The sequence below is a fragment of the Microcoleus sp. S36b_A4 genome (assembly GCF_036700645.1).
Taxonomy (GTDB): Bacteria; Cyanobacteriota; Cyanobacteriia; order Cyanobacteriales; family Microcoleaceae; genus Microcoleus.
On the sequence record NZ_JAUBPI010000017.1, the window covers coordinates 41,433 to 66,084 of the forward strand.

The 24,652-nt window shown below is 45.5% G+C and carries 21 protein-coding genes; 13 read left to right on the forward strand and 8 right to left on the reverse strand.

Annotated features, from left to right (window positions below):
* Window positions 1-51 precede the first annotated feature (51 nt).
* The 3 genes from secF to QUA03_RS07835 all read left to right on the forward strand — a co-directional run bounded on the left by secF (window position 52) and on the right by QUA03_RS07835 (window position 1,634).
* On the forward strand, window positions 52-1,020 hold the full coding sequence (gene secF / locus QUA03_RS07825; RefSeq protein ID WP_333211051.1) for a protein translocase subunit SecF: 969 nt from the start codon (window positions 52-54) through the stop codon (window positions 1,018-1,020).
* Window positions 1,021-1,108: 88 nt separating this feature from the next.
* The gene (locus QUA03_RS07830; RefSeq protein ID WP_333211053.1) at window positions 1,109-1,231 is read left to right on the forward strand and encodes a hypothetical protein; all 123 of its coding nucleotides are present in this window, start codon (window positions 1,109-1,111) and stop codon (window positions 1,229-1,231) included.
* A gap of 22 nt (window positions 1,232-1,253) precedes the next feature.
* Window positions 1,254-1,634 (forward strand): hypothetical protein, encoded by a 381-nt coding sequence (locus tag QUA03_RS07835; RefSeq protein WP_333211055.1) that lies wholly within the window; start codon window positions 1,254-1,256, stop codon window positions 1,632-1,634.
* A gap of 207 nt (window positions 1,635-1,841) precedes the next feature.
* Here the strand turns inward: QUA03_RS07835 and QUA03_RS07840 are convergent, their stop codons facing one another.
* On the reverse strand, window positions 1,842-3,326 hold the full coding sequence (locus QUA03_RS07840; protein WP_333211057.1) for an ATP-binding protein: 1,485 nt from the start codon (window positions 3,324-3,326) through the stop codon (window positions 1,842-1,844).
* Between the two features lie 1,431 nt (window positions 3,327-4,757).
* Between QUA03_RS07840 and QUA03_RS07845 the strand changes: the two genes are divergently transcribed.
* Together QUA03_RS07845 and QUA03_RS07850 are read left to right on the forward strand one after the other, a co-directional pair.
* Entirely contained in the window at window positions 4,758-5,156 is a 399-nt protein-coding gene (locus QUA03_RS07845) for a DUF4342 domain-containing protein (RefSeq protein WP_015175606.1), read from the forward strand.
* A 588-nt stretch (window positions 5,157-5,744) separates the two neighbouring features.
* Window positions 5,745-6,587, forward strand: coding sequence for a hypothetical protein (locus QUA03_RS07850; protein WP_333211059.1), 843 nt, complete (start codon window positions 5,745-5,747; stop codon window positions 6,585-6,587).
* Window positions 6,588-7,019: 432 nt separating this feature from the next.
* Here QUA03_RS07850 and QUA03_RS07855 read toward each other — a convergent pair whose 3' ends face one another.
* Window positions 7,020-8,453, reverse strand: coding sequence for a hypothetical protein (locus tag QUA03_RS07855; RefSeq protein ID WP_333211061.1), 1,434 nt, complete (start codon window positions 8,451-8,453; stop codon window positions 7,020-7,022).
* A gap of 946 nt (window positions 8,454-9,399) precedes the next feature.
* Complete coding sequence (locus tag QUA03_RS07860) at window positions 9,400-10,929, reverse strand: YifB family Mg chelatase-like AAA ATPase (RefSeq protein ID WP_333211063.1); 1,530 nt, start codon at window positions 10,927-10,929, stop codon at window positions 9,400-9,402.
* 251 nt (window positions 10,930-11,180) lie between these two features.
* On the opposite strand from QUA03_RS07860, the gene QUA03_RS07865 reads away from it, so the two are divergent.
* From QUA03_RS07865 to lnt, 3 genes are all read left to right on the forward strand, one after another.
* A complete protein-coding gene (locus QUA03_RS07865; protein WP_333083650.1) occupies window positions 11,181-11,528 on the forward strand; it encodes a histidine triad nucleotide-binding protein in 348 nt (115 codons plus the stop codon).
* A 545-nt stretch (window positions 11,529-12,073) separates the two neighbouring features.
* Window positions 12,074-13,156, forward strand: a complete 1,083-nt coding sequence (psbA, locus tag QUA03_RS07870) for a photosystem II q(b) protein (RefSeq protein WP_333211065.1) — start codon at window positions 12,074-12,076, stop codon at window positions 13,154-13,156.
* Between the two features lie 188 nt (window positions 13,157-13,344).
* The gene (gene lnt / locus QUA03_RS07875; protein WP_333211100.1) at window positions 13,345-15,141 is read left to right on the forward strand and encodes an apolipoprotein N-acyltransferase; all 1,797 of its coding nucleotides are present in this window, start codon (window positions 13,345-13,347) and stop codon (window positions 15,139-15,141) included.
* 73 nt (window positions 15,142-15,214) lie between these two features.
* On the opposite strand, the gene QUA03_RS07880 is transcribed toward lnt, so the two are convergent.
* A complete protein-coding gene (locus QUA03_RS07880) occupies window positions 15,215-16,120 on the reverse strand; it encodes a bestrophin family ion channel (RefSeq protein WP_333211067.1) in 906 nt (301 codons plus the stop codon).
* 355 nt (window positions 16,121-16,475) lie between these two features.
* Between QUA03_RS07880 and recJ the strand changes: the two genes are divergently transcribed.
* The gene (gene recJ / locus QUA03_RS07885; RefSeq protein ID WP_333211069.1) at window positions 16,476-18,572 is read left to right on the forward strand and encodes a single-stranded-DNA-specific exonuclease RecJ; all 2,097 of its coding nucleotides are present in this window, start codon (window positions 16,476-16,478) and stop codon (window positions 18,570-18,572) included.
* A gap of 106 nt (window positions 18,573-18,678) precedes the next feature.
* Here recJ and psb30 read toward each other — a convergent pair whose 3' ends face one another.
* Window positions 18,679-18,819 (reverse strand): photosystem II reaction center protein Ycf12/Psb30, encoded by a 141-nt coding sequence (psb30, locus tag QUA03_RS07890; protein ID WP_190740284.1) that lies wholly within the window; start codon window positions 18,817-18,819, stop codon window positions 18,679-18,681.
* A 353-nt stretch (window positions 18,820-19,172) separates the two neighbouring features.
* Between psb30 and QUA03_RS07895 the strand changes: the two genes are divergently transcribed.
* From QUA03_RS07895 to QUA03_RS07910, 4 genes are all read left to right on the forward strand, one after another.
* Window positions 19,173-19,547, forward strand: coding sequence for a YkgJ family cysteine cluster protein (locus QUA03_RS07895; RefSeq protein WP_333211071.1), 375 nt, complete (start codon window positions 19,173-19,175; stop codon window positions 19,545-19,547).
* A gap of 198 nt (window positions 19,548-19,745) precedes the next feature.
* The gene (locus tag QUA03_RS07900) at window positions 19,746-20,069 is read left to right on the forward strand and encodes a hypothetical protein (RefSeq protein WP_333211073.1); all 324 of its coding nucleotides are present in this window, start codon (window positions 19,746-19,748) and stop codon (window positions 20,067-20,069) included.
* Between the two features lie 230 nt (window positions 20,070-20,299).
* Window positions 20,300-20,587, forward strand: coding sequence for a YggT family protein (locus tag QUA03_RS07905; RefSeq protein ID WP_333083660.1), 288 nt, complete (start codon window positions 20,300-20,302; stop codon window positions 20,585-20,587).
* Between the two features lie 89 nt (window positions 20,588-20,676).
* Window positions 20,677-20,829, forward strand: a complete 153-nt coding sequence (locus QUA03_RS07910) for a hypothetical protein (RefSeq protein ID WP_333211074.1) — start codon at window positions 20,677-20,679, stop codon at window positions 20,827-20,829.
* Here the strand turns inward: QUA03_RS07910 and QUA03_RS07915 are convergent.
* From QUA03_RS07915 to QUA03_RS07925, 3 genes are all read right to left on the reverse strand, one after another.
* Entirely contained in the window at window positions 20,826-21,257 is a 432-nt protein-coding gene (locus QUA03_RS07915; protein WP_333211076.1) for a hypothetical protein, read from the reverse strand. The genes QUA03_RS07910 and QUA03_RS07915 overlap by 4 nt on opposite strands.
* Window positions 21,258-21,364: 107 nt before the next feature.
* The gene (locus QUA03_RS07920; RefSeq protein WP_333211078.1) at window positions 21,365-22,342 is read right to left on the reverse strand and encodes a shikimate dehydrogenase; all 978 of its coding nucleotides are present in this window, start codon (window positions 22,340-22,342) and stop codon (window positions 21,365-21,367) included.
* Between the two features lie 205 nt (window positions 22,343-22,547).
* Window positions 22,548-23,912, reverse strand: coding sequence for a P-loop NTPase fold protein (locus QUA03_RS07925; protein WP_333211080.1), 1,365 nt, complete (start codon window positions 23,910-23,912; stop codon window positions 22,548-22,550).
* Window positions 23,913-24,652 lie beyond the last annotated feature (740 nt).

The following is a 24,652-nucleotide window of genomic DNA, read 5'->3' on the forward strand; positions in this document are numbered from 1 at the left end:
CCGTGTATCTGTGTCAAAATCCGTGTCGTGCCTTCCCTCTTCCTTCAAATTATGAAATTCAGTGTAATCAAACAGCGATCGCTCTGGTGGAGTATTTCCGCCGCTATAATCCTCGCAGGTATAGTGTCGATGGCGATTTCTTGGAGTCGTCCCGACATCCGCGCACCGCTGCGCCCAAGTTTAGATTTTGTCGGTGGCACTCGGCTGCAATTTGAACTCGACTGCACGAAACCGGAAAATTGTAAACCCATCGATCTTGCGGCTGTCCGCGAAGTCCTCGACGCCCAAGGTTTAGGCGGCAGCAGCATTCAAGTTATCGGCAAAGAACAGCGCGGTTTGTCACTGCGAACAAAAACTTTGGATGTCGAACAGCGGACTAATTTGCAAACAGCTTTGAGCGAAAAAATAGGCACTTTTTCTCCTCAATCTACTCAAATCGATACGGTTGGGCCTACCCTCGGTAAACAATTATTTACTTCGGGATTGTTGGCTTTATTCCTTTCCTTTGCTGGAATTACGGTATATCTAACGTTCCGGTTTCAGTTGGATTATGCCTTTTTTGCTTTCGTTGCTCTATTCCACGACGTGTTGGTTACTCTTGGTGTTTTCTCGTTTTTGGGTTTAGTTCAAGGAGTGGAAGTTGACAGCTTATTTGTGGTCGCTCTCTTGACAATTATCGGTTTTTCTGTTAACGATACAGTGGTAATTTACGATCGCGTGCGCGAAGTAATCAAGCTAAATCCGGGACAGTCGATCGATCAAATTGTCGATGATGCGGTCATGCAGACCCTAGGAAGGTCGATTAACACAACGTTTACCACGCTGCTGACCTTGTTTTCAATCTTTTTGTTTGGCGGGGAAACCCTCAAATACTTTGCTTTAGCATTAATTGTGGGCTTTATTGCGGGTGCGTATTCCAGTATTTTCATTGCCAGTACGCTGCTAGCTTGGTGGCGCAGTCGCACCGGCCACTCTATCCCCGTCCCCGCAGAAGGAATCAACCAGTCAGAGGAAGTTTAGTTGACTGTTAACGGTTAACTGTTGACGGTTAACTGTTGACTGACTAATAATAAATCATTAATAACAAATGACAAATAACAAATGACAAATGACAAATAATATCATGTCCGATCGAGCGATTAAAAGGGCGGGTTTTGGAGATTGTCAATTATTGGCAGATATTTTTCGTGAACTCGCCTCTAGCTTATTAGGGGTAATCGACCGGACATAATATAACAAATAACAAATAACAAATGACTACTGACCAAACTTTTCAAATTGAAGTCCAAAGGCTTCACAAACTAACAGTTTACGGCCGCTGGTTAACAGTGATATTGCTATGGATTAGCGTAGGTTCTTTGAGCATTTGGGGTTTGCGCCACGAAATCGCTTTGTGGTTAGAACACTTCACTTGGGCAGCAGTGCGCTATGGTTTATCTTTTCATCGCTGGCCCACTCTCGGTTTAGGTTTGTGCTTGGGGATGACTTTGGGAGTGCTAACTTGGCAAAGTCGCAATATGGTGCGAGGATTGCCCCTGCGGGAAAAACAGGGTTTGGAACAACAAGTTCGCCGCATTCGCCAACAGGGGCCGAGTCATCCTTTGTGGAAGTGGGTTTGCAAAGGTTCGCGGTAGCCGACGGGCCTTATTCTTTACTCTCAACCCAGAGGAACGAAAGTTTGACAAGAAGCGATTTCAACAGCCGAGTTCCTAACTTTTATTGCTTCTTCCTTCTTCCTTCTTCATTCTTCCTTATTCCTTCTTCAGACTTCCTTCGGACTGACATCCGTTACATCCGTCACATCCCGTACATTGCTCGTTGCCGAACTTCCTTCTGCCATATCACGCAAAGCGAGGCAAAATCTGTGCTAGGGAAGACTGTTGAAGCGGAATTTCGATCGCAAATTCTGCTCCTTTTCCCGGTTCCGAAAAGCACTTCAATGTGCCGCCGTGTTGGTTGACAACAATTTCATAGCTAATCGACAGTCCCAAACCCGTTCCTTGGCCGACCGGCTTAGTAGTAAAGAAAGGGTCAAACAACCGCTTCCGAACATCTTCTGTCATCCCCGGGCCGTTGTCAGAAATTTTAATTATTACCTTTTTTTTCTCAATTAACTCTGTGCGAATCCGAATCGTAGGAATCAGGCGGGTAGACTTAGAAACTGATGATTGAGTCTTTGTACTAAACTGCTTTTCTTCGCCTGATTGCGACTTATTCGCGCTTTTTTTATCAAAAATTTCGTGTTTATTAGACTCAACAAGAGCGTAAATTGCATTAAGTAAAATATTCATAAATACCTGATTGAGCTGTCCGGGATAGCACTGCACCAGCGGCAAGTCGCTGTATTCTTTGTAAATTTCGATCGCCTCCTGCCCCGGTTTCCCTTTAAGCTGGCTTTGCAACAGCATAATGGTGTTGTTGATACCGTCGTGAATGTTGACCTGCTTCATTTCAGCTTCGTCTAATCTGCAAAAATTACGCAGCGACAAAACGATGTCGCGCACTCTTTCTGCACCTTGCTGCATAGAATTTAAGACTTTCGGCAAGTCTTCTAGCACATAATCGAACTCGATTTTTTCTGCTTCCGCTTCAATTGCTGCGATGGGTTCGGGACAGTGCTGTCGGTAGATGTCGAGCATCCGCATTAAACCTTGCGTGTACTCTTTAGCGTGGTGCAAATTGCTGTAGATAAAGCCGATCGGATTGTTGATTTCGTGAGCTACTCCTGCTACTAACTGCCCCAAAGAAGACATTTTCTCCGTTTGAATTAGTTGAGTTTGAGTGCGCTGAAGTTCCAGCAGGGCAAGTTCGAGCTGTTGGGCTTGATGTCTCAATTGTGCTTGCGACTCGCGCATCGCCACGGTTGATAACTCGTGAATTTGCAACTGAGAAAGCAGTAGTTGGTGTACGTCTAAAAGTTTGTAAATTTCCGGTTCTACTTGTACTACAATTGGTTCGTGGATTAGTTCGGGCGATCGCTCCAAAGACTGCCGCACTGCCATCATAATTGAGGTTTCGCGATCGAGAACCAACATATCAGTTTTAGTAAAGCGGTAGAGTATGAACAAAGGCTGTTGAGAAAATAACTCCAAGCTGTAGGGGCGGCTCATGTGTTCAAAATAACGCCGCCGCGAAATCATCCCTATAAACTTTCCTTGCTGAGTGATGATGATGCCCGGAACTAAAGGGTTTGCTTGAAAAATTTTAGCAACTTCGTCCCCTGGACACTCAGATTCTAGGAGAAAGTCGTACAGGGTTAATTCCTGTAGAGTCGATCGCAAACCAAGCGGCGATTTTAGGGGACTCAACCCGTCAGTTTCATACACTGCTCCCTCCTTTGGTAATTGGCAGTTGCGATTGGCTGCTGGAGTCTTGCCTACTATTTAGAAGGCTTTTTCAACTCTTTTTATAGCTTAGTCATCAACTTTCCTCTGCTCCCTCGAATCCAGTTAATTCAGCAGGATTATTTTTTGCCTTAAATCGAGCTGGTGTCCCCCGAAACGATATTGCAGGTTAGATTGATTTAACAGCCGACACCCCTTTGAAGCCTGACTATGTATTGAGTTTTATATATCCAAGATTTTACTAATCCGAATATAACAGTCATAACTATTTTTAATGTTTGATGACATTAATTTGGTTCAGATGGATAAACATCTGCGACCTGTGGCAGTACATTTCGTATTACCCCTTGCGTAAAATTATATTACAATAAAACAAGAATAGTGACAAATCGGCAGCCGATCGCCCGATTTTAAAATTCAGGCAAAACAGGTTTCCGGCAATTGCTAATAAATCTCAATTGTCAGTTTTTTGGCACAAATGCCGATCGCACTCAACCCGAATATTGTATTGTAGGTAGTCTCCAAGCCAGGGAGACCCCATGGCGAGCTATTTGTCAAGTTCGGCAGCTTATACTTTAGCCATATCGAGACTCCAAAGCTTCACCAACGAACTTTTTCCCAGCCGATCTTAAAGTTGTGCGATCGCAACTAAAACTCATGCTCCACACATTCGCTTAATGTTCCTTAAAAATTTGCACAAAAGTACCGTCGGGCAACCAACTTGATATTTAAATTCTGTCGCTGGAAAATCAGAGACGGAGAATCAAGAGGAAGCAGAAGGAAATAATTGTATTTTACCCGACTTTTCTCCAACCTCCACTTCACTTTGAGGAAGTTTGTTTGGTTGCGATAATCTTTCGATCATTATTACTTCTCCTCCCCCTTGATTTTAGGCAATTCTCATTAGAAACTCTAAGATGTTGATTTGAGGAACCTCCGGGGGTGGGGTTTGGTTGGGCGATCGCACTGAGCTAAATTGGAATGACATTTGAGGAAAGTAAGCGACGGTTTCCATGTGCGGTTTCCCGAACGAGAGGTGGTAATTGTATACACGGCGGGACGATCGTACTTTCAGTACAATGTCAGTATTTCAACCTGTACACCTGTTGAGTCTGAGTCTCTGAGAGTGTAAAAGTCGCTCTCATCCTTTCGTTGTCGGGATTGGAGGTTTTTCAAGGGTGGGGCGGTGCGATGGCCAGAAGCAGACAGTTAACTAAACGGCACAAGGAGACAGGGACAGATGGGATAAGCCCAGAAGCGAGAGAGTGAGAGAGTTTTCATCATCATACCTTCATAAAATCACGACAACAGCACCAAGATCACCCAAAAGAATGATTGATTCAAAAAAAGTTGCGTGTTATATTTCAATATAATTCTATACAAAAATACTTTTACCTAAAAGGAGAACAAAAAATGGACACACCTACAGATCGCGAACAAGAACCTGTCGGGACAAGAGAACTCGAATCAATACCTGTATCTGAAAAAGTTTCTGCCCAAAAAGTTACTGAGGTTAATTTTGAAACGACTCCTTTAGAAACCCCCGCTTATACTCAGCAAAAAGTTAGCGTCGAGGAGGTGAAAATTAACGGCGACGATTTGGTTGCTAAAGTTAAAGAACTGATTCACGAAGGAAATATCCGCCGCATCATTATTAAAAATGAAGAGGGACGGATCTTAGTAGAAGTTCCTTTGACAGTGGGAGTAGTCGGTGGAGTAATCGGTGCGGCATTGTTTCCAGTCATTGCAGCAGTAGGAGCGATAGGTGCATTAGTCGCTCACATGACCATCATCATTGAAAGAACAGAATAAAAAAAATTTAGTTGTTAGTAAGGCTCCTGTCCGGTGAATATCCCGTAATCAAGCTTGTTGGTAGTGAGTACGACTATCCTCTGTTGATTGATGAGAAAAAACTTGTCTTTATTACTAAAAACTTAATTATGGCTATCTAACCGGACTTAAACACATTTCAAGCACAAACGGGCTTTATAAATATAGCACTCCTAAATGAGTCGTAATTTTTTTACGACTCATTTAGGAGTGCTATATGCTTGCACACTAAGCAGTATAAATAACTCATTTAGCCGATATTCTTTGTTGAAGTACGGCTAATCCTATCCCTTTGGGGCGTTGCTGAATCACTCTGAGGGTAGAGCCTGGTTAATACCTTAACGAGTTACATTGGATACAAATGAAGGAAAAACCAAAAGTTCTCTAAACTCCCTAAGCTAAAAGCTGTTAAGCATTTAAACTCATGAGCCAAACACCCAACGCTTACACCTGAATTTTGACAGTAAATCAAAATAAGTGATTTAAATGCTCAACAGCTTAGCTCAAGTTTTCAAAGCAGAGCATCTCCTACAGACAAATATTTTTTGAATAGTTGTGCCCAAGATAATTATGAAACCTAACGAAGAAAATAGCTCTAGCCGTGAAATTCATCAAGAAGTTCACACCGATGCAACTAACGGTCACGTCAGTACAACGCGAACCACTACAAATGTTCCGAGTACAACGGGTAAGGCTTCTAAAGAAGCAGCTCATCACCAAGGTTATGTACAGGGTGAAATGGCCGAAAACCACCGCCAAGTTGGAGTCCAAGAAGTCCGCGATAACGAGAATGCTGGTCGCGGGTTACTGTTAGGGCTTCTTCTGGCTTCTTTGGTAGGCTTAGTTCTCGGCAGTGTATATTACTTCAATCGGGGTGAGGAGGCTCCTACTCCTACCGCTGCTCCTGTGATTGTTGTACCGAAAGCGAATCAGCCTTCAGCAACACCAGCTCCGACTCGGACTATAGAGAGAGAAAAAACGATCATTCAAAAGATTGTTCCGGTTCCGGTTCAACCATCTCCAGTTCAAAAGGCTACGCCGACTCCTCAACCAAGTCCCGCTCAACAGGCAACTCCGACTTCTCAACCAAGTCCGGCTCCCAATATCAATATTACAATTCCAAATTCACAGCAGCAAGATGCACCCGCTCAACAAGCAGCGCCGTCTCCATCTTCGCCGTCAAATAATACCAATACTACGGTTCCGAATTCGCAGACGGAGCCAGATTCCACTCGACCAACTCCAGCACCTGAGAGTTCAGCTACTCCATCTCCAACTCAAGATGATGGTGCTTCTGGAGCAGGTACCAGCGGTCAAACTAATACCGAAAGCCAGAGCGATTCTAATCCTAGAGATACGGCGGTACCTGATAGCAACTCCGGCGCAGAGGGTACGGCTGGTTCACCGCAATAGAAGTTGGATGTCGAATTAGTCCGCCTGGGGTTCAAACCCCAGACTCATAGCTAAAGTCCTTTAAAGCTGATATCTGGCACCATTGTCAGCAACAGGCTTTCCGGCCTGTTCCACAAAATATAAATTTTATTGTGGAACAGGCCGGAAAGCCTGTTCACAAAAGGCTGAGTGAGAATGGTGCAACATCTGAGTTAAAGAGGACTTTTTTTATAGTTTAAACTGAAATCTTGCACCATTATCAATCAGCCTGCTATAGGCGGAATCTCCTGCCCAACCCCTACTCCCCACAAGAAAACTCATTCTTTGTGAAACAGGCCCGAAAGCTTGTTAAGCGAGAATGGTGCAACATCTCAGACTAACCGGACATTGTGGCTGAACTCAAGAAACCTGGTTTCTGCAATGGAAAACGTTTTAAGATTGTGCCAACCTATCCTAAGAAACAGTTTGGTGAACTAATTTAACTTTCCCTAAAGCCGTCTTCCTGCTGTCAAAGAGTTTCATCACGCCGGAGGAGATGGTCTCGATGACATCGGGAGCGCAGTAAGAGAGAAACTCTTCCGAGGAAGTAGGATCTGCAAAAAACTCTTGAGCTTTCTTCAAAAAGTTTTCAGTTTCAGCAAAGCCGATAGATTTGATAATAAACGTAGAAACCGGGGAGTTTTTAATATCATAGCGCGATTCTTGATTGCGTCCTATTTCTAGCAGGTCTAACACTTCTCTTTGTAACTGACTTTCTAATGGGTAGGCGCTCTGTCTGTTGGGCAAGTAATCCTCCAAAACAGAAGTTTTAAATCCTGGTGTGCGTAATTCTCCCATCATAGTTGAAAGCGGAATATCGCGGCCCAAACGGTAGGAAAGAGCTTCTAAAATGGCGATAGTAATTAGCTTTACCCCCAGATAAAGTTTAGCAACTTCGATATTTTTGCGAGTTCGGGCAATCAGGTTAGCGTAGGTTTCATCGTCCGGCTCTTGCATAAATTGCTGGAAAACCAGTTCGGGTTTGAGGAAGTTCAAAAATCCTTCCATTTTTTGCAGAGACCTGCGATATCCGGCAACAGTATAGGAATTAACATTGGTCAATTCGTGGTTGGTTTCTGGCATCAAGTTCCAGGTATTGTCTAAGAAATTAGAGGAATTTCTAGAGGCAAAATTCTCGACATCCCGATTTGCTAACCTGACAGAACGCTTGACAATTTCTACGGTTTGAGCATCGCTCCATCCCAAGTTAAAATCACGGTTTGCACTTACCAAACGCTGGTGCAAAAGTTCGATCGCGCTCAAACCGCTGGGCGAAACGGGACGAAAAGGGATAGTAGCTTCGATGCAAGCTGTTATCTCAGCGATCGCACTAGCTGGCAAAAAAGGCTCCAAAGATTTGGCAGCAATAACGGCACTCAAAAATTCGTTTTGGCCGCCAAATGGAGAGAGAGTCTTGCCGGAAATAAACCCAAATACTGAGGCCACTAGCTGATACATGGCATCGTCGGGCAGTTCGGTTTCATCTCTAATAACTAGCTGATAGATGGCATCGTCGGGCCGTTCGGTTTCATCTCTAATAACTAACTGCGATCGCACCTCTTTGACAAAAGGACAAAGGGCGCTGCTAATATTGAAACTAACGCCCTGATCGACTTGCACGTACACGAGGTCGTGAAACAGCGCAGCCAGCACCTCGATCGGATCGACTGACCCCCCGACCTCAAAAATGTGTTCCGACGTGTGAAAGTAGCGCCAAGGCCCTCTCATCGTTTGAATGATTAGCTCAGCTATCTGCTCCAGCTTTGGAATATCTACTCGACCTCCCAATTGCTCGATCGAGCTTACCAAGCAATCCAAGCACCGTTTTTGTTCTGCCAAAAGCTCCATTTACACACCTCCAGTGCATTCCCTGATTGTCTTGCGCTTGATTGAATGGTATCAAAACGCGCTGCGATCGTGCCATAATTCGTCACTCAAAAATTTCAAATTTTATGGTGAAACAGGGAGAGGGGGCGAGGGAAAGAGAAAGAGGGAGAAAGAGCGAGGGAGAGGGAGGGAGAGGGAGAGCGGGAAATTAAATATTAAAAATTCGGCAGTTGTGGAGATTCGGGCAACTTGGGCGATCGGTATCATAAATTACAGTAAAAATGATAAAAAGTGGGTAAAAACTTGATGAATTTTTGAGGAAATTATGAGGGATTTTTGACAAAAGCTGTGGGTGGGTGTCCTTGACACCAGCATCAAACTGCGGTGGTATAAACACTGCGTCCTGCCTCAGAATAAGATTCCTAGACTTGCTGATAAACTTCTTGATATTCGCGCTGATACACTTGAGTTGATTAGCTTTTGGGCAGTTGGCCTAAAGTTTCCTCGATCGCCACTTTAACTGCTGCCTTGGTTTGCTGTCACCTCTCCCACTATAACAGTAACAGAACTTACACAACTGTCACCATTGCTCCTGGCACCATGCCGTACAAAATCCGACAATCAACAGGGGAACATCGGGGGCATTTCAGTGGCTCAATTAAATAATTGGACAACATCAATCGAGCTGAAATACCCCCTTAATCCCTTAGTCCCCCTCTGCTGGGACTTCGTATGTTTAGAAGCCATTTAAATCGCCGAATCAACTGTTAAATACCCAACTTTTTTCAGAAGTCGGCGATCGGGGGATTGTGTCTTTTGAGCCGTTGCTGACAAGCGAATTTCAAAGGTGGTACCCGCCACGTGATTTATCCGTGGAATCAATCCCAAATCGAAAATCGAAAATCCTCAAGAAAGAGCATTTATCCGTGGGGTCGCCTCTAAAATCTAAAATCTAAAATCGATTGACTTACTGCATCCGATCGATCGTCCGATACTGCACCGCCTCCGCCACATGATTCGTTTTCAAGCTTTCATCCCCCGACAAATCAGCAATAGTTCTAGCAACCTTCAAAATGCGATCGCTCGCCCTCGCCGAAAGCCCCAACTTCCGAATCGCCATCTCCAATAAATTCCGAGAAGCATCATCCAACTGACACCATCTGTTAATGTGACTGCTTTGCATCTCCGCATTGCAGCGCAAACTAGATTCCGACTGAAAACGGCGAGTTGCGAGCTCTCGCGCCCGCTGTACTCTCACCCGCACCGGTTCCGACTCCTCCCCCGTCGGCTGTCGCGTAATTTCTTCGGGTTTCAAACGATTTACGGCCACTTGCAAATCAATCCGATCCATCAAAGGCCCCGAAAGTTTTGCCCAATATTGCTCCCTCTTTTGCGGCGAACAAGTACACTGTTGGATCGAATCGCCGTAATAACCGCAAGCGCAAGGATTCGTACTTGCCACTAATGTAAATTGAGCCGGAAACATCACCGATTGTCTAGTTCGAGAAATCGTCACATAACCATCTTCCAGCGGTTGTCGCAAAAACTCCAAAACATCTCTTTTAAACTCAGTTAATTCATCCAAAAAAAGAATGCCGCGATGTGCTAAAGAAATTTCACCCGGACGCGGAAAACTGCCGCCACCTACCAAAGAAGGGCCAGATGCTGAATGGTGAGGACTGCGAAAAGGTCGATCGCCCACCAAGCTTCCCTTATCCTTCAATAACCCGGCCACCGAATGAATTTGAGTCACATCCAAAGCTTCATCAAAAGTCAGCGGCGGCAAAATACCAGGCAAACGCCTCGCCAACATCGTCTTACCGCTTCCTGGGGGCCCCACAAAAATTAAATTGTGTCCCCCCGCCGCCGCAATTTCCAAAGCCCGCCGCGCGTGAATTTGCCCCTTTACATCCTTTAAATCTAAACCCGGAAACCGCGTTTTTGCTAACTCTTCTCGACCGTTTACTTCTACAGGCGAATAAACTTCAGGATTGTTCAAAAAATCAGTAACTGCAAAAATATTCTCAAAACCATAAACAGATATTCCGTGCACCAAAGCCGCTTCCTGCGCGTTACCAGCCGGTACAACTAATCCTGAAATACCCATTTTTTGAGCAGCAGCGGCGATCGGCAAAACCCCAGCCACAGGCCGCAAACTCCCATCTAAAGAAAGTTCCCCTAAAAACAAATAATCGCCCAACAGTTCACCGCTGACTTGTTCCGATGCTGCTAAAATGCCAATGGCGATCGGCAAATCAAAACTCGGCCCTTCCTTCCGCAAATCTGCCGGTGTCAAATTAATCACAATACTCCGCATCGGAAAAGCATATCCCGAATTTTTTAGCGTAGCCTTAACCCTTTCTTTAGCTTCTTGCACCGCAGAATCGGGCAATCCCACAACCACAATTTTCGGTAGCCCCCCTGACACATCAGCCTCAACACCCACCTTTACCGCGTCAATTCCAACGATCGATGCACTCCAAACCCTAGCAAGCATTTTTCTTTATCCTTAATTTGCCTGTCCTTGATTCATCATCTATTATGATTAACAATGACTAATGAATATCGGGAGAGGCAAGAAAAACTTTTCCTTGCCTCTTCTTTTTCTCCTCTTCCCTCTCTCCTGCTGAGTCTTCCCTCTTCCCACTTCCCCTTCCCACTTCCGCCTTCTGTCCTCTTCCGTCAAACTCCATCCGTTAAATCCGTTACATCCGTTACACAATCCGTTGCCGAACTTCGTTAATACCCATGACAACTCAAGAAACGCTTTTCAGCAAAATCATCCGCAAAGAGATTCCCGCAGACATCGTTTATGAAGACGACTTGGCCCTCGCCTTCAGAGATATCCATCCGCAAGCACCCGTCCACATCCTCGTCATTCCCAAACAGCCTATTGCCAAATTAGCCGATGCCGAGTCGGAAGATCATGCTCTCATGGGACACCTGCTGCTGACTGTCAAGCGGGTAGCAGAACAACTCGGACTTAGCAACGGCTATCGCGTCGTCATTAATAGCGGGAGCGACGGCGGCCAAACTGTAGACCACATGCACCTTCACATTCTCGGCGGTCGGCAGATGAAGTGGCCCCCAGGCTAAAGGCTAATTTTTACCCCGAACTTGCGGACTCATCCTCAGAAACCCGGTTGATTTCTATTGCCAAGCGCCTCAGAAACCGGGTTTCTTTTTTTGTCAATACACCCCGTTGATTGGAGATTATTGAGAATGCAGCCCGCACTAGAAACCCGGTTGTCAGTATTCTCCCGATAAAAATTTCCGCTCGCAGAATCCACCGGCTATATGTGAATAAATATTAAAAATCCTCTCCCCCAGACGAAATTAAGAGATATTTAAAATGAAAGAAAATCGACCTGAACTAAAGTAATTTGCTCAAACTGCTGAACCCATCTACAGCTAATAGATGCAGTTCTTCAGGTCGCTATATTTAACCTATTATGTGAGTAATATTGCTTTGTAAAAAACTACAAATATTTACCAGTAATCCAGTTTTTGTAAAAGTTTGTAAAATCTTTAAATTGTCAGCAGAAATCCCTTGGCAAACTTTAGTGAATGGTGTTACTAATATAAGCGTGGGGCATCCCCACAACGAACTTTGAAAATTCAATTAAGCCATCATAAACCAAATGACAACAACCGTACAGCGTCGCGAAAGCGGCAACGTTTGGGAACGCTTTTGTGAATGGGTCACAAGCACTGAAAACCGGATTTACATCGGTTGGTTCGGCGTCTTGATGATTCCTACCTTGCTGAGTGCCACCATCTGCTACATCATCGCCTTCATCGCTGCTCCTCCAGTGGACATCGACGGCATCCGCGAACCAGTTGCAGGTTCCTTGATGTACGGCAACAACATCATTACTGGTGCTGTTGTTCCTTCATCGAATGCGATCGGGCTTCACTTCTATCCCATCTGGGAAGCAGCTTCCCTCGATGAATGGTTGTACAACGGCGGCCCCTACCAATTGGTAGTATTTCACTTCCTGATTGGCATTTTCTGCTACATGGGTCGTGAATGGGAACTGTCTTACCGCTTAGGTATGCGTCCTTGGATCTGCGTCGCTTACTCTGCACCAGTTGCAGCAGCCACCGCAGTATTCTTGATCTACCCAATTGGACAAGGTTCGTTCTCTGACGGTATGCCCTTGGGTATCTCCGGCACATTCAACTTCATGATCGTGTTCCAAGCCGAGCACAACATCCTGATGCACCCCTTCCATATGTTGGGAGTTGCTGGTGTCTTCGGCGGTGCTCTGTTCTCCGCCATGCACGGTTCCTTGGTAACATCTTCTTTGGTTCGCGAAACAACCGAAACTGAATCTTTGAACTACGGTTACAAATTCGGTCAAGAAGAAGAAACCTACAACATCGTTGCAGCCCACGGCTACTTCGGTCGGTTAATCTTCCAATACGCGAGCTTTAACAACAGCCGTTCTTTGCACTTCTTGTTAGGTGCATGGCCAGTTGTCGGTATCTGGTTTACCTCTTTGGGTATCTCCACGATGGCGTTTAACTTGAACGGTTTCAACTTCAACCAATCGGTTATCGACTCGCAAGGTCGCGTCATCAACACTTGGGCTGATGTCATCAACCGCGCTAACTTGGGTATGGAAGTAATGCACGAGCGCAACGCTCACAACTTCCCCCTCGACTTGGCCGCCGGTGAAGTCACCCCAGTAGCAATGGTTGCTCCTTCCATCAACGGCTAAATTTAGCTTTTGATTAACAAAAAGCGCTCCTAGAAATAGGGGCGCTTCTTGTTTTGGCAACTAGAATTTGAGAGATTTCCTTCTCTTAAATTCGTTAGATCCGTTAAATCCCATACACTGCGCCTTGGCGAACTTCCCGAGCGATCTGATATATTGATTAAGAATTATTATTTTTGGCAATCATCAAAGTGGCGATATTTAACAGGCACAAAGTTGAAAAACTCGTGGTTCATAAATCCAAAACATTAGCCTGGGCGATCGCATTTTTTAGCGGCATTTTGATGGCATTGACAACCGCACCAGTAAATGCTTGGCTATTGGCTTGGGTAGCATTAGCTCCCCTGTGGGTTTTGGTTGTCACTTATCAAAAGCCAAAAATAGAAGAACAAAAACAAAAATTTCTCTTTCTTCCTTCTTTCCTCAACATCCATCCGTTACATCCGTTACAGAATCCGTTGCCGAACTTCCTTCTTCCTTCACTCTGGGGAATTGGCTATCACGGATTAGCTTTATCTTGGATTATGGGAATTCACCCGATGACTTGGTTGGGAGTTCCTTGGTGGCCGAGTTTGGCGATCGCACTTTTTTGCTGGGCATTCATCACCCTCTGGGGAGCAGCATTAGTCGCCGTTTGGGCGTGGCTATTTGTAATTCTCAACTCCCTAACTTTACCCGGAAAAAATCCAAATCTTATTCTTAACTCCCCCCCTTTACAAGGGGGGGCTGGGGGGGGTAGCTCCGATCTTATTATTCTTAACTCCCCCCCTTTACAAGGGGGGGCTGGGGGGGGTAGCTCTAAATTTTCAGCATTAACTCGCGTTTTAATTGGGACAGCTTTGTGGTGTGCCTTAGAAAGTATTTGGAGTACAGGTTCGCTGTGGTGGACATCACTATCTTACACGCAAAGCCCCCACAATTTAGCAATATTGCACCTCGACCAACTCTCCGGACCCAGCGCAGTAACAGCCGCTATTGTAGCAGTAAATGGCTTAATTGCCGAAGCTTTTATAGAAGGAAGAAGGAAGAAGGAAGAAGGAAGAAGGAAGAATTGGATTGCTTATATTTTGCCTGTAAGTTTGTGCTTAATTTTGCATATTGCAGGCTGGACTTTGTACAACCGCCCTTTGAATCAAGAAGCTGAAACCGCTTTAAAAATTGGCATTATTCAAGGCAACATTCCTAACGAGATTAAGTTTGATTCAGGGGGTTGGCAGCGCGCTTTGGAAGGTTACACCACTGGATACAAACAGTTAGCAGACAGAAAAGTCGATGCTGTGTTAATTCCAGAGACAGCTTTGCCTTTTATCTGGACAAACGAGTATCAGCGTTCTACCCTTTCTTTTTACCAAGCTATTCTCGAACGCGGTGTGGTGGCTTGGGTTGGAGGATTCGGACAGCAAGAGAATAGTATCACTAACAGCTTATTGGCGATCGATCGCACTGGAGAAATTGTCGGTCGCTACGATAAACTAAAGCTCGTACCTTTAGGCGAATATATCCCTTTTTACGAAATCTTAGGCGGGATTATTAATCGTCTTTCTCCCTTAGATGCTCATTTAGTACCCGGTAATTCTAAACAATTGTTTGATACGCCGTTTGGCCGCGCCATTGTCGGAATTTGTTACGATTCAGCCTTTGCTGAAAATTTCCGATATCAGGCGGCGATGGGAGGCGAATTTATGATTACCGCTTCCAACAATGCCCATTACAAACCGCCGATGTTAGCTCAACATCACGCTTTAGATGTGATGCGGGCAATTGAGACGGATAGATGGGCAGTTATCGCAACTAATACAGGTTACTCTGCTTTTGTTAATCCTCACGGTGAGACAATTTGGAAGTCGGGAATTAATACTTATGAAGTCCGAGATGTTACTATTTATCGGCGGCGAACTCGGACTTTTTACGTGCGGTGGGGAGATTGGCTGACGCCTGTATTGTTAGTATGGGCTGGGTTAATGCTGTTTATTGTTAAAAAAAATTAATCCGAAGCTTTTAGATTTTAGATTTTATGTACCAATCTAAAATCTAAAATCTAAAATCTAAAATCGAATGACTCTACTTATCTTTCACGTGTTCGTGAACGCTAGGAGATAAAGAAATTAAATCGTCGATATTGCGCTGCATGGCAGCACAAATATTGTCCAAAGGCAAATCATTGGCATCGTGTCCAAAGGGATTTTCTATTTCTATGCCGATTTCTTCAATCCCGAACAAAGTAAAACTAATTAAAGCTACAACAGGGCCGGTTCCCCAACTCACATCGTTTACCATTTGAAAGGGCAGTGCCAAACAGTAAAGCAACAATAGTTGTTTTAGGTGAATCGCGTAAGCCAAAGGGATAGGGGTCTTCAAAATTCGCTCGCAGCCACCTAATACATCTATCATAGAGTTGATTAACTCCTTCATACCAGTTAACTGATAGACATCAACGCAATTGCCCTCGTACTGTTCGTGCAAGTAATCCTCAATCCAAAAGGCAATCTCTAGGGGCGGATTGTTCATCGACTTGAGCTTTTGGTACTGCGATGGGGACATCAAATGCTCCAATTCTGAATTTACTAATTCTTGGCGCAAGTGCAGTTTCAGGGCTACTGCAAAGGCCGGTAAGAGGCGCAGGACTGACTTTTTGATTACGATATCCTGCGGGTCTTTTTCCTCGATTGCTACCCAGATTTGGCGCGCCAAATTGCGGACGTTGTTGACTAACGTTCCCCACATTTTTCGACCTTCCCAAAATCTTTCGTAGGCTGTATTTGTCCTAAAAACTAACAGTAGACCCAGGACAATACTGGGTACAATACTCGACAAAATTGGTAAGGAAACCGGCCACTTTAAAAAGTGCAGCAGGGAAATCAGAACTCCAAAGCCCCCACACAGCAAAACGCGGGGCAAAATTGAGGGAATGACAGACCCCCGAACCTGTAATGCAATTTTAAACCAAGGTGGTCGATCGACACTCATGCAAGTCTCCTCATTAAATTAAATTAGCCCCGTCCTAGCACGGGCGGCACAACTGCCTGCTACACTTATTTCTTCGGCCCCACCAGTCGATTTGAGATTCGAGATTTTAGATTGACTCCACAGATAAATCTGAGGTGTTTGAACTTTGGTCTAAAATTTTTTGGTCTCCACGACTGCTGTCAGGGGCTTGTATCCCTATTTGGGCGCGGTGAGAGCTTCCGAAAAAAGCTTTCCTACAAACAACCTTTGGATTTTACCCAAAAAACTCATCAATCTAAAATCTAAAATCTAAAATTGATGGACGGATGCACTTAATTAGGTAAGATTAACTATGTATATTTAAACCTCAGCTTCCGTGCAAGAGCGACCGACATCTGTGCCCCCTCATTTTCACCGATTGCCAAACCAACGGTGGCAAATTTATTCCCCTCAAACGCAGCAAGCCGAACAGTTTGCCACTGAAATCGGTTTGTCGCCCTTGCTGGCACAGGTACTGATTAACCGGGGAATCGATTCGCTTAAAGAAGTGCAAGGGTTTATCGAACCGGAATCTCTGGTTTTGGCCCCACCAAAAGATGAGTTTCCCGATTTGGCTGCGAGTGTCAAACTTTTGCGGGAGGCGATTTCGGGAGGGCAAAAAATTGCCATTTGCGGCGACTACGATGCTGACGGGATGACGAGCACGGCTTTGTTGCTGCGAGCTCTGAGGGCTCTGGGCGCGAATGTGGATTATGCTATTCCCAGCCGGATGCGAGAAGGTTATGGGATTAACGATCGCATTGTAGAAGAATTTCACTCGGAAGGTGTCGCTCTCATTCTCACCGTTGACAACGGAATTGCAGCCTACGGCCCGGTTGCTAGAGCACGAGAACTCGGTGTCAAAGTTATTATTACAGACCACCACGATTTGCCGCCAAAACTGCCGCCTGCTGATGCTATTCTCAACCCGAAATTAATCGCAGAATCTTCACCTTATCGCGGTTTGGCTGGCGTAGGTGTTGCTTATGTTTTGGCTATTACTTTGGCTCAGGATATGAAAAAAGTTGGGGGGTTGGTGAATCCCTTGCTGGAGTTATTTACGTTGGGAACTATTGCGGATTTAGCGCCTTTGACTGGCGTTAATCGGCGCTGGGTGAAGCGGGGTTTGCGGCTGTTGCCTCACTCGCAATTGGCGGGTATTCAGGCTTTGATTCAGGTGGCTGGAGTGCAGCCGGGAAGTGCGGAAAGTTTACCTCTTCTGAATTCAAAAAGCCAAGCTAGCAATACGTTAAAGCCTGAAGATATTGGTTTTAGGCTTGGCCCCCGGATTAATGCTGTGGGGCGGCTGGCTGACCCTCAAATTGTGATAGAGTTGCTGACTACGGACGATCGCGAATTGGCTCTCAAAAACGCGATGCAGTGCGAACAAATCAATCAACGCCGGCAGGAGTTGTGCCAGGAAATTGAGCAGGAAGCCATCGCTTGGTGCGAGGAAAGTGATCTCGATTTGCAGCAAGAACGAGTTTTAGTTGTCGTGCAACCCGGTTGGCATCACGGGGTGATCGGGATTGTGGCTTCTCGGTTAGTGGAACGCTACGGCGTACCTGTGTTTATTGGCACTTTTGAGGATGAGGCTGGCGAAAACGAGGCTGTAGGGGCGGTTGCCCATAAAATTATCAGGGGTTCGGCGAGGGGAATTCCTGAGTTTAATGTATTTGACGGGCTGAATTTTTGCGCGGATTTATTAACTAAATTTGGCGGACACAAAGCGGCGGGCGGTTTTTCGATGCCGGCTGATAATCTCGAAGAATTCCGCAATCAACTGTCAATTTTTGCCAATCAATGTTTGCAGCCGGAACACCTAAAACCGCTGGTTTCAGTTGACGTGCAGGCAGATTTGGCAGAGATTAATCTTGACCTTTACCGACAAATTGATGCTCTGGAACCTTGCGGGATTGAAAATAAGGCTCCTGTATTTTGGACGCCTAATGTTTGCATAACTGAACAGAAAATTGTTGGTAAAGGAGGTCATGTTAAACTAACTGCAACTCAAGATGGAAATGTATCGGCTAGTGTGAAGGCGATTGCTTGGCGTTGGGGCGAATATTTTCCTTTGCCTCGGCGGGTTGATATTGCTTACCGATTGCGGGAAAATAGTTTTAATGGCAAGATATCGGTTGAATTAGAATTGTTGGGCGTTCGGCTACCGGCAAATGCTGCTACTTCCAGGCCACCGAAGTTCGGAAAAGTGGAGTTTGATTATTGCGATCGCACTTATTCTTGCAGTCTGTCTCCCGCCGGTTCGATCGAGGAATTGAGAATTCGCAACTCTCAAGGGCAAGTTTTGGCTGTTGCACCCGGACAAAACATCGGTTTGTTAGGTAACTCCCGCAAAGATGCTAGAGAAGTCGATGTATCTCTACCTTTTTTTGAGAATTTGATTCAAACTGCTAAACACGCCCTCGGTATTTGATAACAAAGCTCGTGCTGCTGGGAAAATTGGCGATCGAGCGTTGTGAATTTTGAATAATTTAAAACTCAAAACTCCCAACTCTTGATCGCCCCGGAGCGTGCTATAATTACAGATCGCCGCCTTTAGCAGCCAAGAGAAAAATCACGATCGGGCCAGAAAGCACGACGGCTGCGAGTAAAGCTACCTGAACAATGAGTTGGTAGTCTACACCAGCCATACCACTGAAAAGATCGGTTATAAAGTCCATTTGTCCTCCTGACTGTAGTGATTAAGTCTAGATTGTTGAATTAGAAAATCCGCTTCTGATTTTACCGGGCGATCGACCATATTTTTTAAGGAACTTTACAAAATTCAACAAAATGTAAACTACGATCGACCTCTCAGTCACAGGAAACCAGGGACTTGATGCCCCTTCCCGGAAACTCCCCCCAATCTCAAATCTCAAATCTCAAATCGAACCCCCTTTCGGGATATCCGTCTCCGGCGGGCGCTGGCAATTGATATACTTTAAGAGCCCCAATTTCCTAAAGTTTGGCATTTTCCACATAATGCTCCGAATCTAAAATCTAAAATCTAAAATCTAAAATCTAAAATCAAACTATGGCTACTTGGCGTTGCGTAAAGCAGTGCGGTGCTTGTTGTTACCTCGACCCAACAGAGCGCCCAGACTTAGACGAGTATTTATCTGAAGACGAATTAGCGGTCTATTTGAGCTTAGTCGGAGATGACGGTTGGTGTATAAATTTTGACAAAACTACCAGAGAATGCGGGATTTACGCCGATCGACCGCGCTTTTGTCGGGTAGACTCAGAGGTGTTTCAGGAAATGTACGGCGTTGAGCCGACTGAATTGAACGATTTCGCGATCGAGTGCTGCTTGGAACACATTGAAGATCTTTATGGCGATCGATCTTTGGAAATGATCCGCTTTAACTCTGAAGTCGGAATCCTCGCCTTACCTGACGGTGTTGCATAATTGCGGGATGATTTTGATTGTTTTGGGGGATGGGCCCCTGATCGCGAAGGCGTGTATTTTCACAGCAGGCGGGACACCCCACAACCATCCTCCTCAAATTGTGCAACGCCTACCTGACAACTAACAATCTCCCGGTTTCTCACCGGGAGAGTGTCAAAATAAACAAATCAAGGAAATATCGCGCAGTTGAGTTGAGCTATGAGTAATCGAGAGGGTTTTACAGGGGGATTTATTGCCGGAGCTGCCGTTGGCGGCTTGGTGGGTGCAGTTTTGGGCGCGGTGCTGTCGCGGCGCGCTGCTGAAGCTTTGCTGAGTGAACCTTCAGACGCAAAAACCAGAAAAATCCGCCAGAGGAAAGCCAGCCAACTCGAAGCCGACGGGATGGAGGTAGCAAGGCTGAGTTTAGAAGATAAAATTGCCCAGCTAAATCAGGCAATAGATGACGTGCGGCTGCAACTCGGAGACGTAAACGGCAACACGCCGGCTCCGGGCAGCGAGGGATCGATCGCTCAAGACTCCTAACTCCATTTAAGATTTTAGATTAGTCGGGCACATCAATGCGGGCTACTCACATCTTTCACCATTCTCGCTTCACAGACCTTTCGAGTCTGTGAAGCAAACAGTGATTTTTATTGTGGGCAGTTGCTCTTCTAGCCCGCCCGCAAACAGCGTGATGCTCCCCCTCTCCCCCACCTATGCTAAACTTTAAGTTAAAGTGTCTGTAAACTTTACTCAAACTTCAACGAGAATATATGAGTTATTCCATAGGCCTTTTGGCAACCACGCTGTCCACATTTCTGCAAATCTATGTAGCCCTAATGATTTGTCGCGTGCTATTAAGCTGGTTCCCGAATATCAATTGGTACGACCCCCCCTTTTCAATTTTGAGTCAGTTAACAGACCCTTACCTGAATCTATTCCGATCGATTATCCCCCCCTTGGGAGGGATTGACTTTTCGCCACTGATTGCGTTTTTTGTACTTCAGTTCGGCTCGGAATTCTTGATCGGTCTTTTGACCAGCTTGCAAACATCCTTGTAGTTTGAAAAGCTTAAGTTTTTAAGCATCGAGCGTAAATTGTTTGGCAGACCTAGCAGCCGGCAACTAAATTTTAGATTTGAGATTTTTAGATGGACTCCCCGGTTGAAAAGCTGGGGAGTTCATCGTACATCAGAAATGAGAAATTGCCAGCCACTCAACAATCTCAAATCGAAAATCTCAAATCTAAAACAGCATCCCACTTTCACGGGCAGCCCACCCTAAATCTCAAAGAGTTTCCTTAACGGCGAACCACGCCAGTAAAACCTGTAGCTTTAAATTGCTTGAGCTTCAAAGGTGTTCTCTGATTGGAGGCAACCGAAATTCTGAGCTGAAAATCGCTAACTCCGGGAGGAACTTCTTCTATAGAACCCAACCGAGTCCGGTTTTGCATCACCGGATTGTCGTCAGCATCATAAATGCGGCCGAAAATATCAGCATTGACAACTGGTTTGCCCGTGCTATTTTCAGCTTTCCCAGTAATCAAAAAGCAGGTAGCTTCCATAGAACTGCCACTGGTGACTGTTCCTTCTCCCATTTCGGCAGGACATTCGCGATAAGAAAGGTCGGAAAGTTTAATCTGCGTCAGAGCCCAAGCAGGTGGAGTGAATACCAAACTAAAAATTCCGATTAGGCAAGTAGCAAAAAAAAGGCTGATAGCTCGAAATTTCATAAATTGCGGGGCAAGTATATTTTAATTTTCAGCTTAGCGCGAATTCAGCCTCAAATTTCTACTTATAGGAATTCTGAAAACTACAGCTAGTTTTTGAAGAAATGGCATTAATCCAGACCTAAATGCTGACGTAAGGCTTGGCGCATCACATCGACTGGGACGGATTCTTTATCCAGCCAAATTTTTAAGGCGGCTGCTCCTTGTTGAACTAGCATTTCGAGTCCGTCAATAGCTCGCGCTCCCCGAATCTTCGCATCTTTGAGAAATTGCGTAGGATTAGGGGTGTAAATTAAATCATAGACGATCGCACCTGCTGAAATTTGATCGATCACATCAGGCGCAACCGGCGACTTTTCCCCCTGCGGATACATCCCCACAGGCGTCGTGTTCACCAGCAAATCTGCCTGCGAGATTAACCTTGACAAATTATCCCAAGTATGAACCGGCAAATTCTGCATGGGCATCGGAGAATTGACCCAACTCTGCTGAAATTCCGCTAAATTTTGTTCGTTGCGGCCGACAACGTGAATCTCTGCACATCCCAATTGAGCGCATCCAGCCACAACAGCTCTCGCGGCCCCGCCATTCCCCAAAATTACCGCTACTTTCTGACTCCAATCGGAACCCCCCCTAGCCCCCCCTTGGTAAGGGGGGGGACCGGATTTAACAGCCATATTGCCGCTTTCTAAGCCAGAGGTAGCGTCTTTAGCCCCCCCTTGGTAAGGGGGGGTTGGGGGGGTTTGCAGGGGCGCGAGAAAGCCTTCAACGTCAGTATTTGTGCCACACCAACCTTTGTCAGTTAGGTATACGGTATTGACTGCGCCGATCGCTCGGGCGATCGGGGAAACTTCCGACAGCAGTGGTAAGATTGCTTGTTTGTGCGGAATCGTGATGCTAAATCCCCGAACGCCGATCGCCGCAAATCCTGCAAGAGCAGCTTTTAAATCCCCTGGTTTTACCGGAAACGGCAAGTAAACAAAATCGACTCCCAATTGGGAAATAGCAGCATTGTGCATCGCCGGCGACAGAGAATGTTCGACGGGATGACCAATTACTCCTAACAGTTTAGTAGTGCCTTTAATCATTTTTGTTAGTTGATAGTTGACTGCTGACTGTTAACGGTTGACTGTTGAGTTTTGTTAGTTTTCATACCACATCCTGCTACAGTTGGGCCCTTATTCTTTAGTCGGCTAGGAGTGAACTTCGTTAATTCAGAAGCGATTTTCCTCGCCGAGTGACTGTCAACCGTCAACTGTCAACTGTCAACCGTCAACCGTCAACTGTCAACTGTCAACTCTCAACTGTTTGCCGAAACTCTTTGGCATCAGCCAAAATCGGATTGACATCAAACCAATAATCCTCGCCGTAACGGTATTCAAACACCCAGAGACTCCGCAGCAATATTTGGTATTTAGTTTCCCCGTTCACAGTTTTGGTAGCGGATACTTGGCGCAGCAATTTCCACTCATCAGGTTCGATCGCCAAAGTAAGCTGGTGGCGGCGCTGGATGATCACATTTTCCAAAGTTTCCCGCGACAGAGGAGGGTCTTGTTTCTGCAGACAGCTATACAGCAGTTGCAGCAAATTGCGGACATGACCTCCGCTGACTCGACACAGGCGATCGAGCGTTTCCGCAGAGTCGAAAACTTTGCCTACCAAAGCATAGCGCTGCGAAGGATGCACCGTCGGAAAAGCCCGCGCCAGAACCATCTGCCGCAGCAATTCCACACCCTCAGAGCACTCAGAACCGTCGCTCAACTGCACCGGCACCATCGGCAAAACCTTCGGATCTACCCCAAATCGATTCGTCAACTGGCCCAAATCGTTAGAGAAAATCAGCACCAAAGGAATTGTATACACGACGTGGCAATTTAGTCTTGCCAACTGTTCGCCGCGATCGACAAACAAGTATTCCGGCTGCAGCCGCCCCGTCGGTTTCGCGCACAGGTGTATGCGATCGAGATTGTCGATAATTACTACAAGTCCTTGTTTCCCTTGGCGTTTGAGTTCTTGATTAGCCGGCTCTAGCAACTCCTTATTAAGCGCATCTAAAATTACGTTAGTTCGCGGCTCCAAATATTGCCTCAACTCCGATCGCAGATTCGGAGCATCTTTCGCCTTAGCAGTAATTTTGCCAATTCCCAACGCCAGAGAAAATTCTCCCTCCGTGCTGGCATTTATTTCCCCAAAACCCGGAACATTAGCTTCCGCGCTCAAGTCTATTTGAGTTTGAAAAACATCAGCAATCCCTTTGAGCAAAGCTTTAAAACCCGTCGGTTGCAGCTTAATTTTCATTTTCTCGATGCTTTCGCTCACCTGACGAGCAACGCTCAACAAAATGTCAGTGATATCTACATCTGCCATGTCTAAGTCTTTACTCGACTCAAAATAAACAACATGAAATCCTTGTTGCTGCAATTGAGCTTGCAGCCGCAGCAATTCTGTTGATTTACCAGAGCCGATGTGACCGGTGAATAATTGACAGGTAGGTGCATCGGGGGACAGACGGCTGATGGTGCGCTCCAATTGTTCTACGATTGTGCCGCCCCGCACTGAAGAGAAATCGATATAGTATTGTCGGTCTTGTTGATTTGCTACTGCCAGGGTGTAGCTGGGATTGCAGGCGCTATAAAATTTCTGTAAATTTAGTTCCATACCCTGTTCCATCTTTCACAACATTATGCCCTAATAGCTTATTCGTTTTGCTATGGTAATAATCAGCACAAGTGGCCTGTTTATTCTGCTGTTTTATTTTGCGGTCAATATCTTAATTTAGCTCATAAAATTTGAGATTTTAAATTTGAGATTGTAGATTTTAGATGGTAATGACTCATCACTATCGGGGTGGGGTTCTTCCCTCCCTGGCTATTCTTTTTTTAAACTTTTATCATCATACGCACTCACCAATTATACCTAATTTTTGCCGACACAGAATGAAGGGAAATCACTAATACCCGATAACTAGGCAATCGCTCTGTCTGTGCCGCAATTTTGTATATTGAAATCAACGACGAAGAGTGGGTGGTAATTTTCTCCTGTTAAAGTGGCTATTTGAGTACGGTTAACCGAATATATAAAGGGCGGGAACTTGCACCCGCCCCTATGCGGTTATCAAGTCAAGATAAACTCAAATCGGAAACCTCAAATTTAATTGCTTCAGCCAATCCCATGGCAGATTTCACACTCTTGGTGGCACTGATTCGGCAGATTGGATATTGCCCCAAAACGGATGTTAGAATCGTACCAGTTTAATGAAACTAAGACTTCCCCACGCTTTCTTCAGAAACCAGGTTTCTTCCTATATTTCTCCTTACTAAATCTCTTATTTTAGTAGAAAATGGCTTTCTTAGCACACTCTCTCTTCCCTAACCCTGAGATTTTTGCGTCCTCTGCGG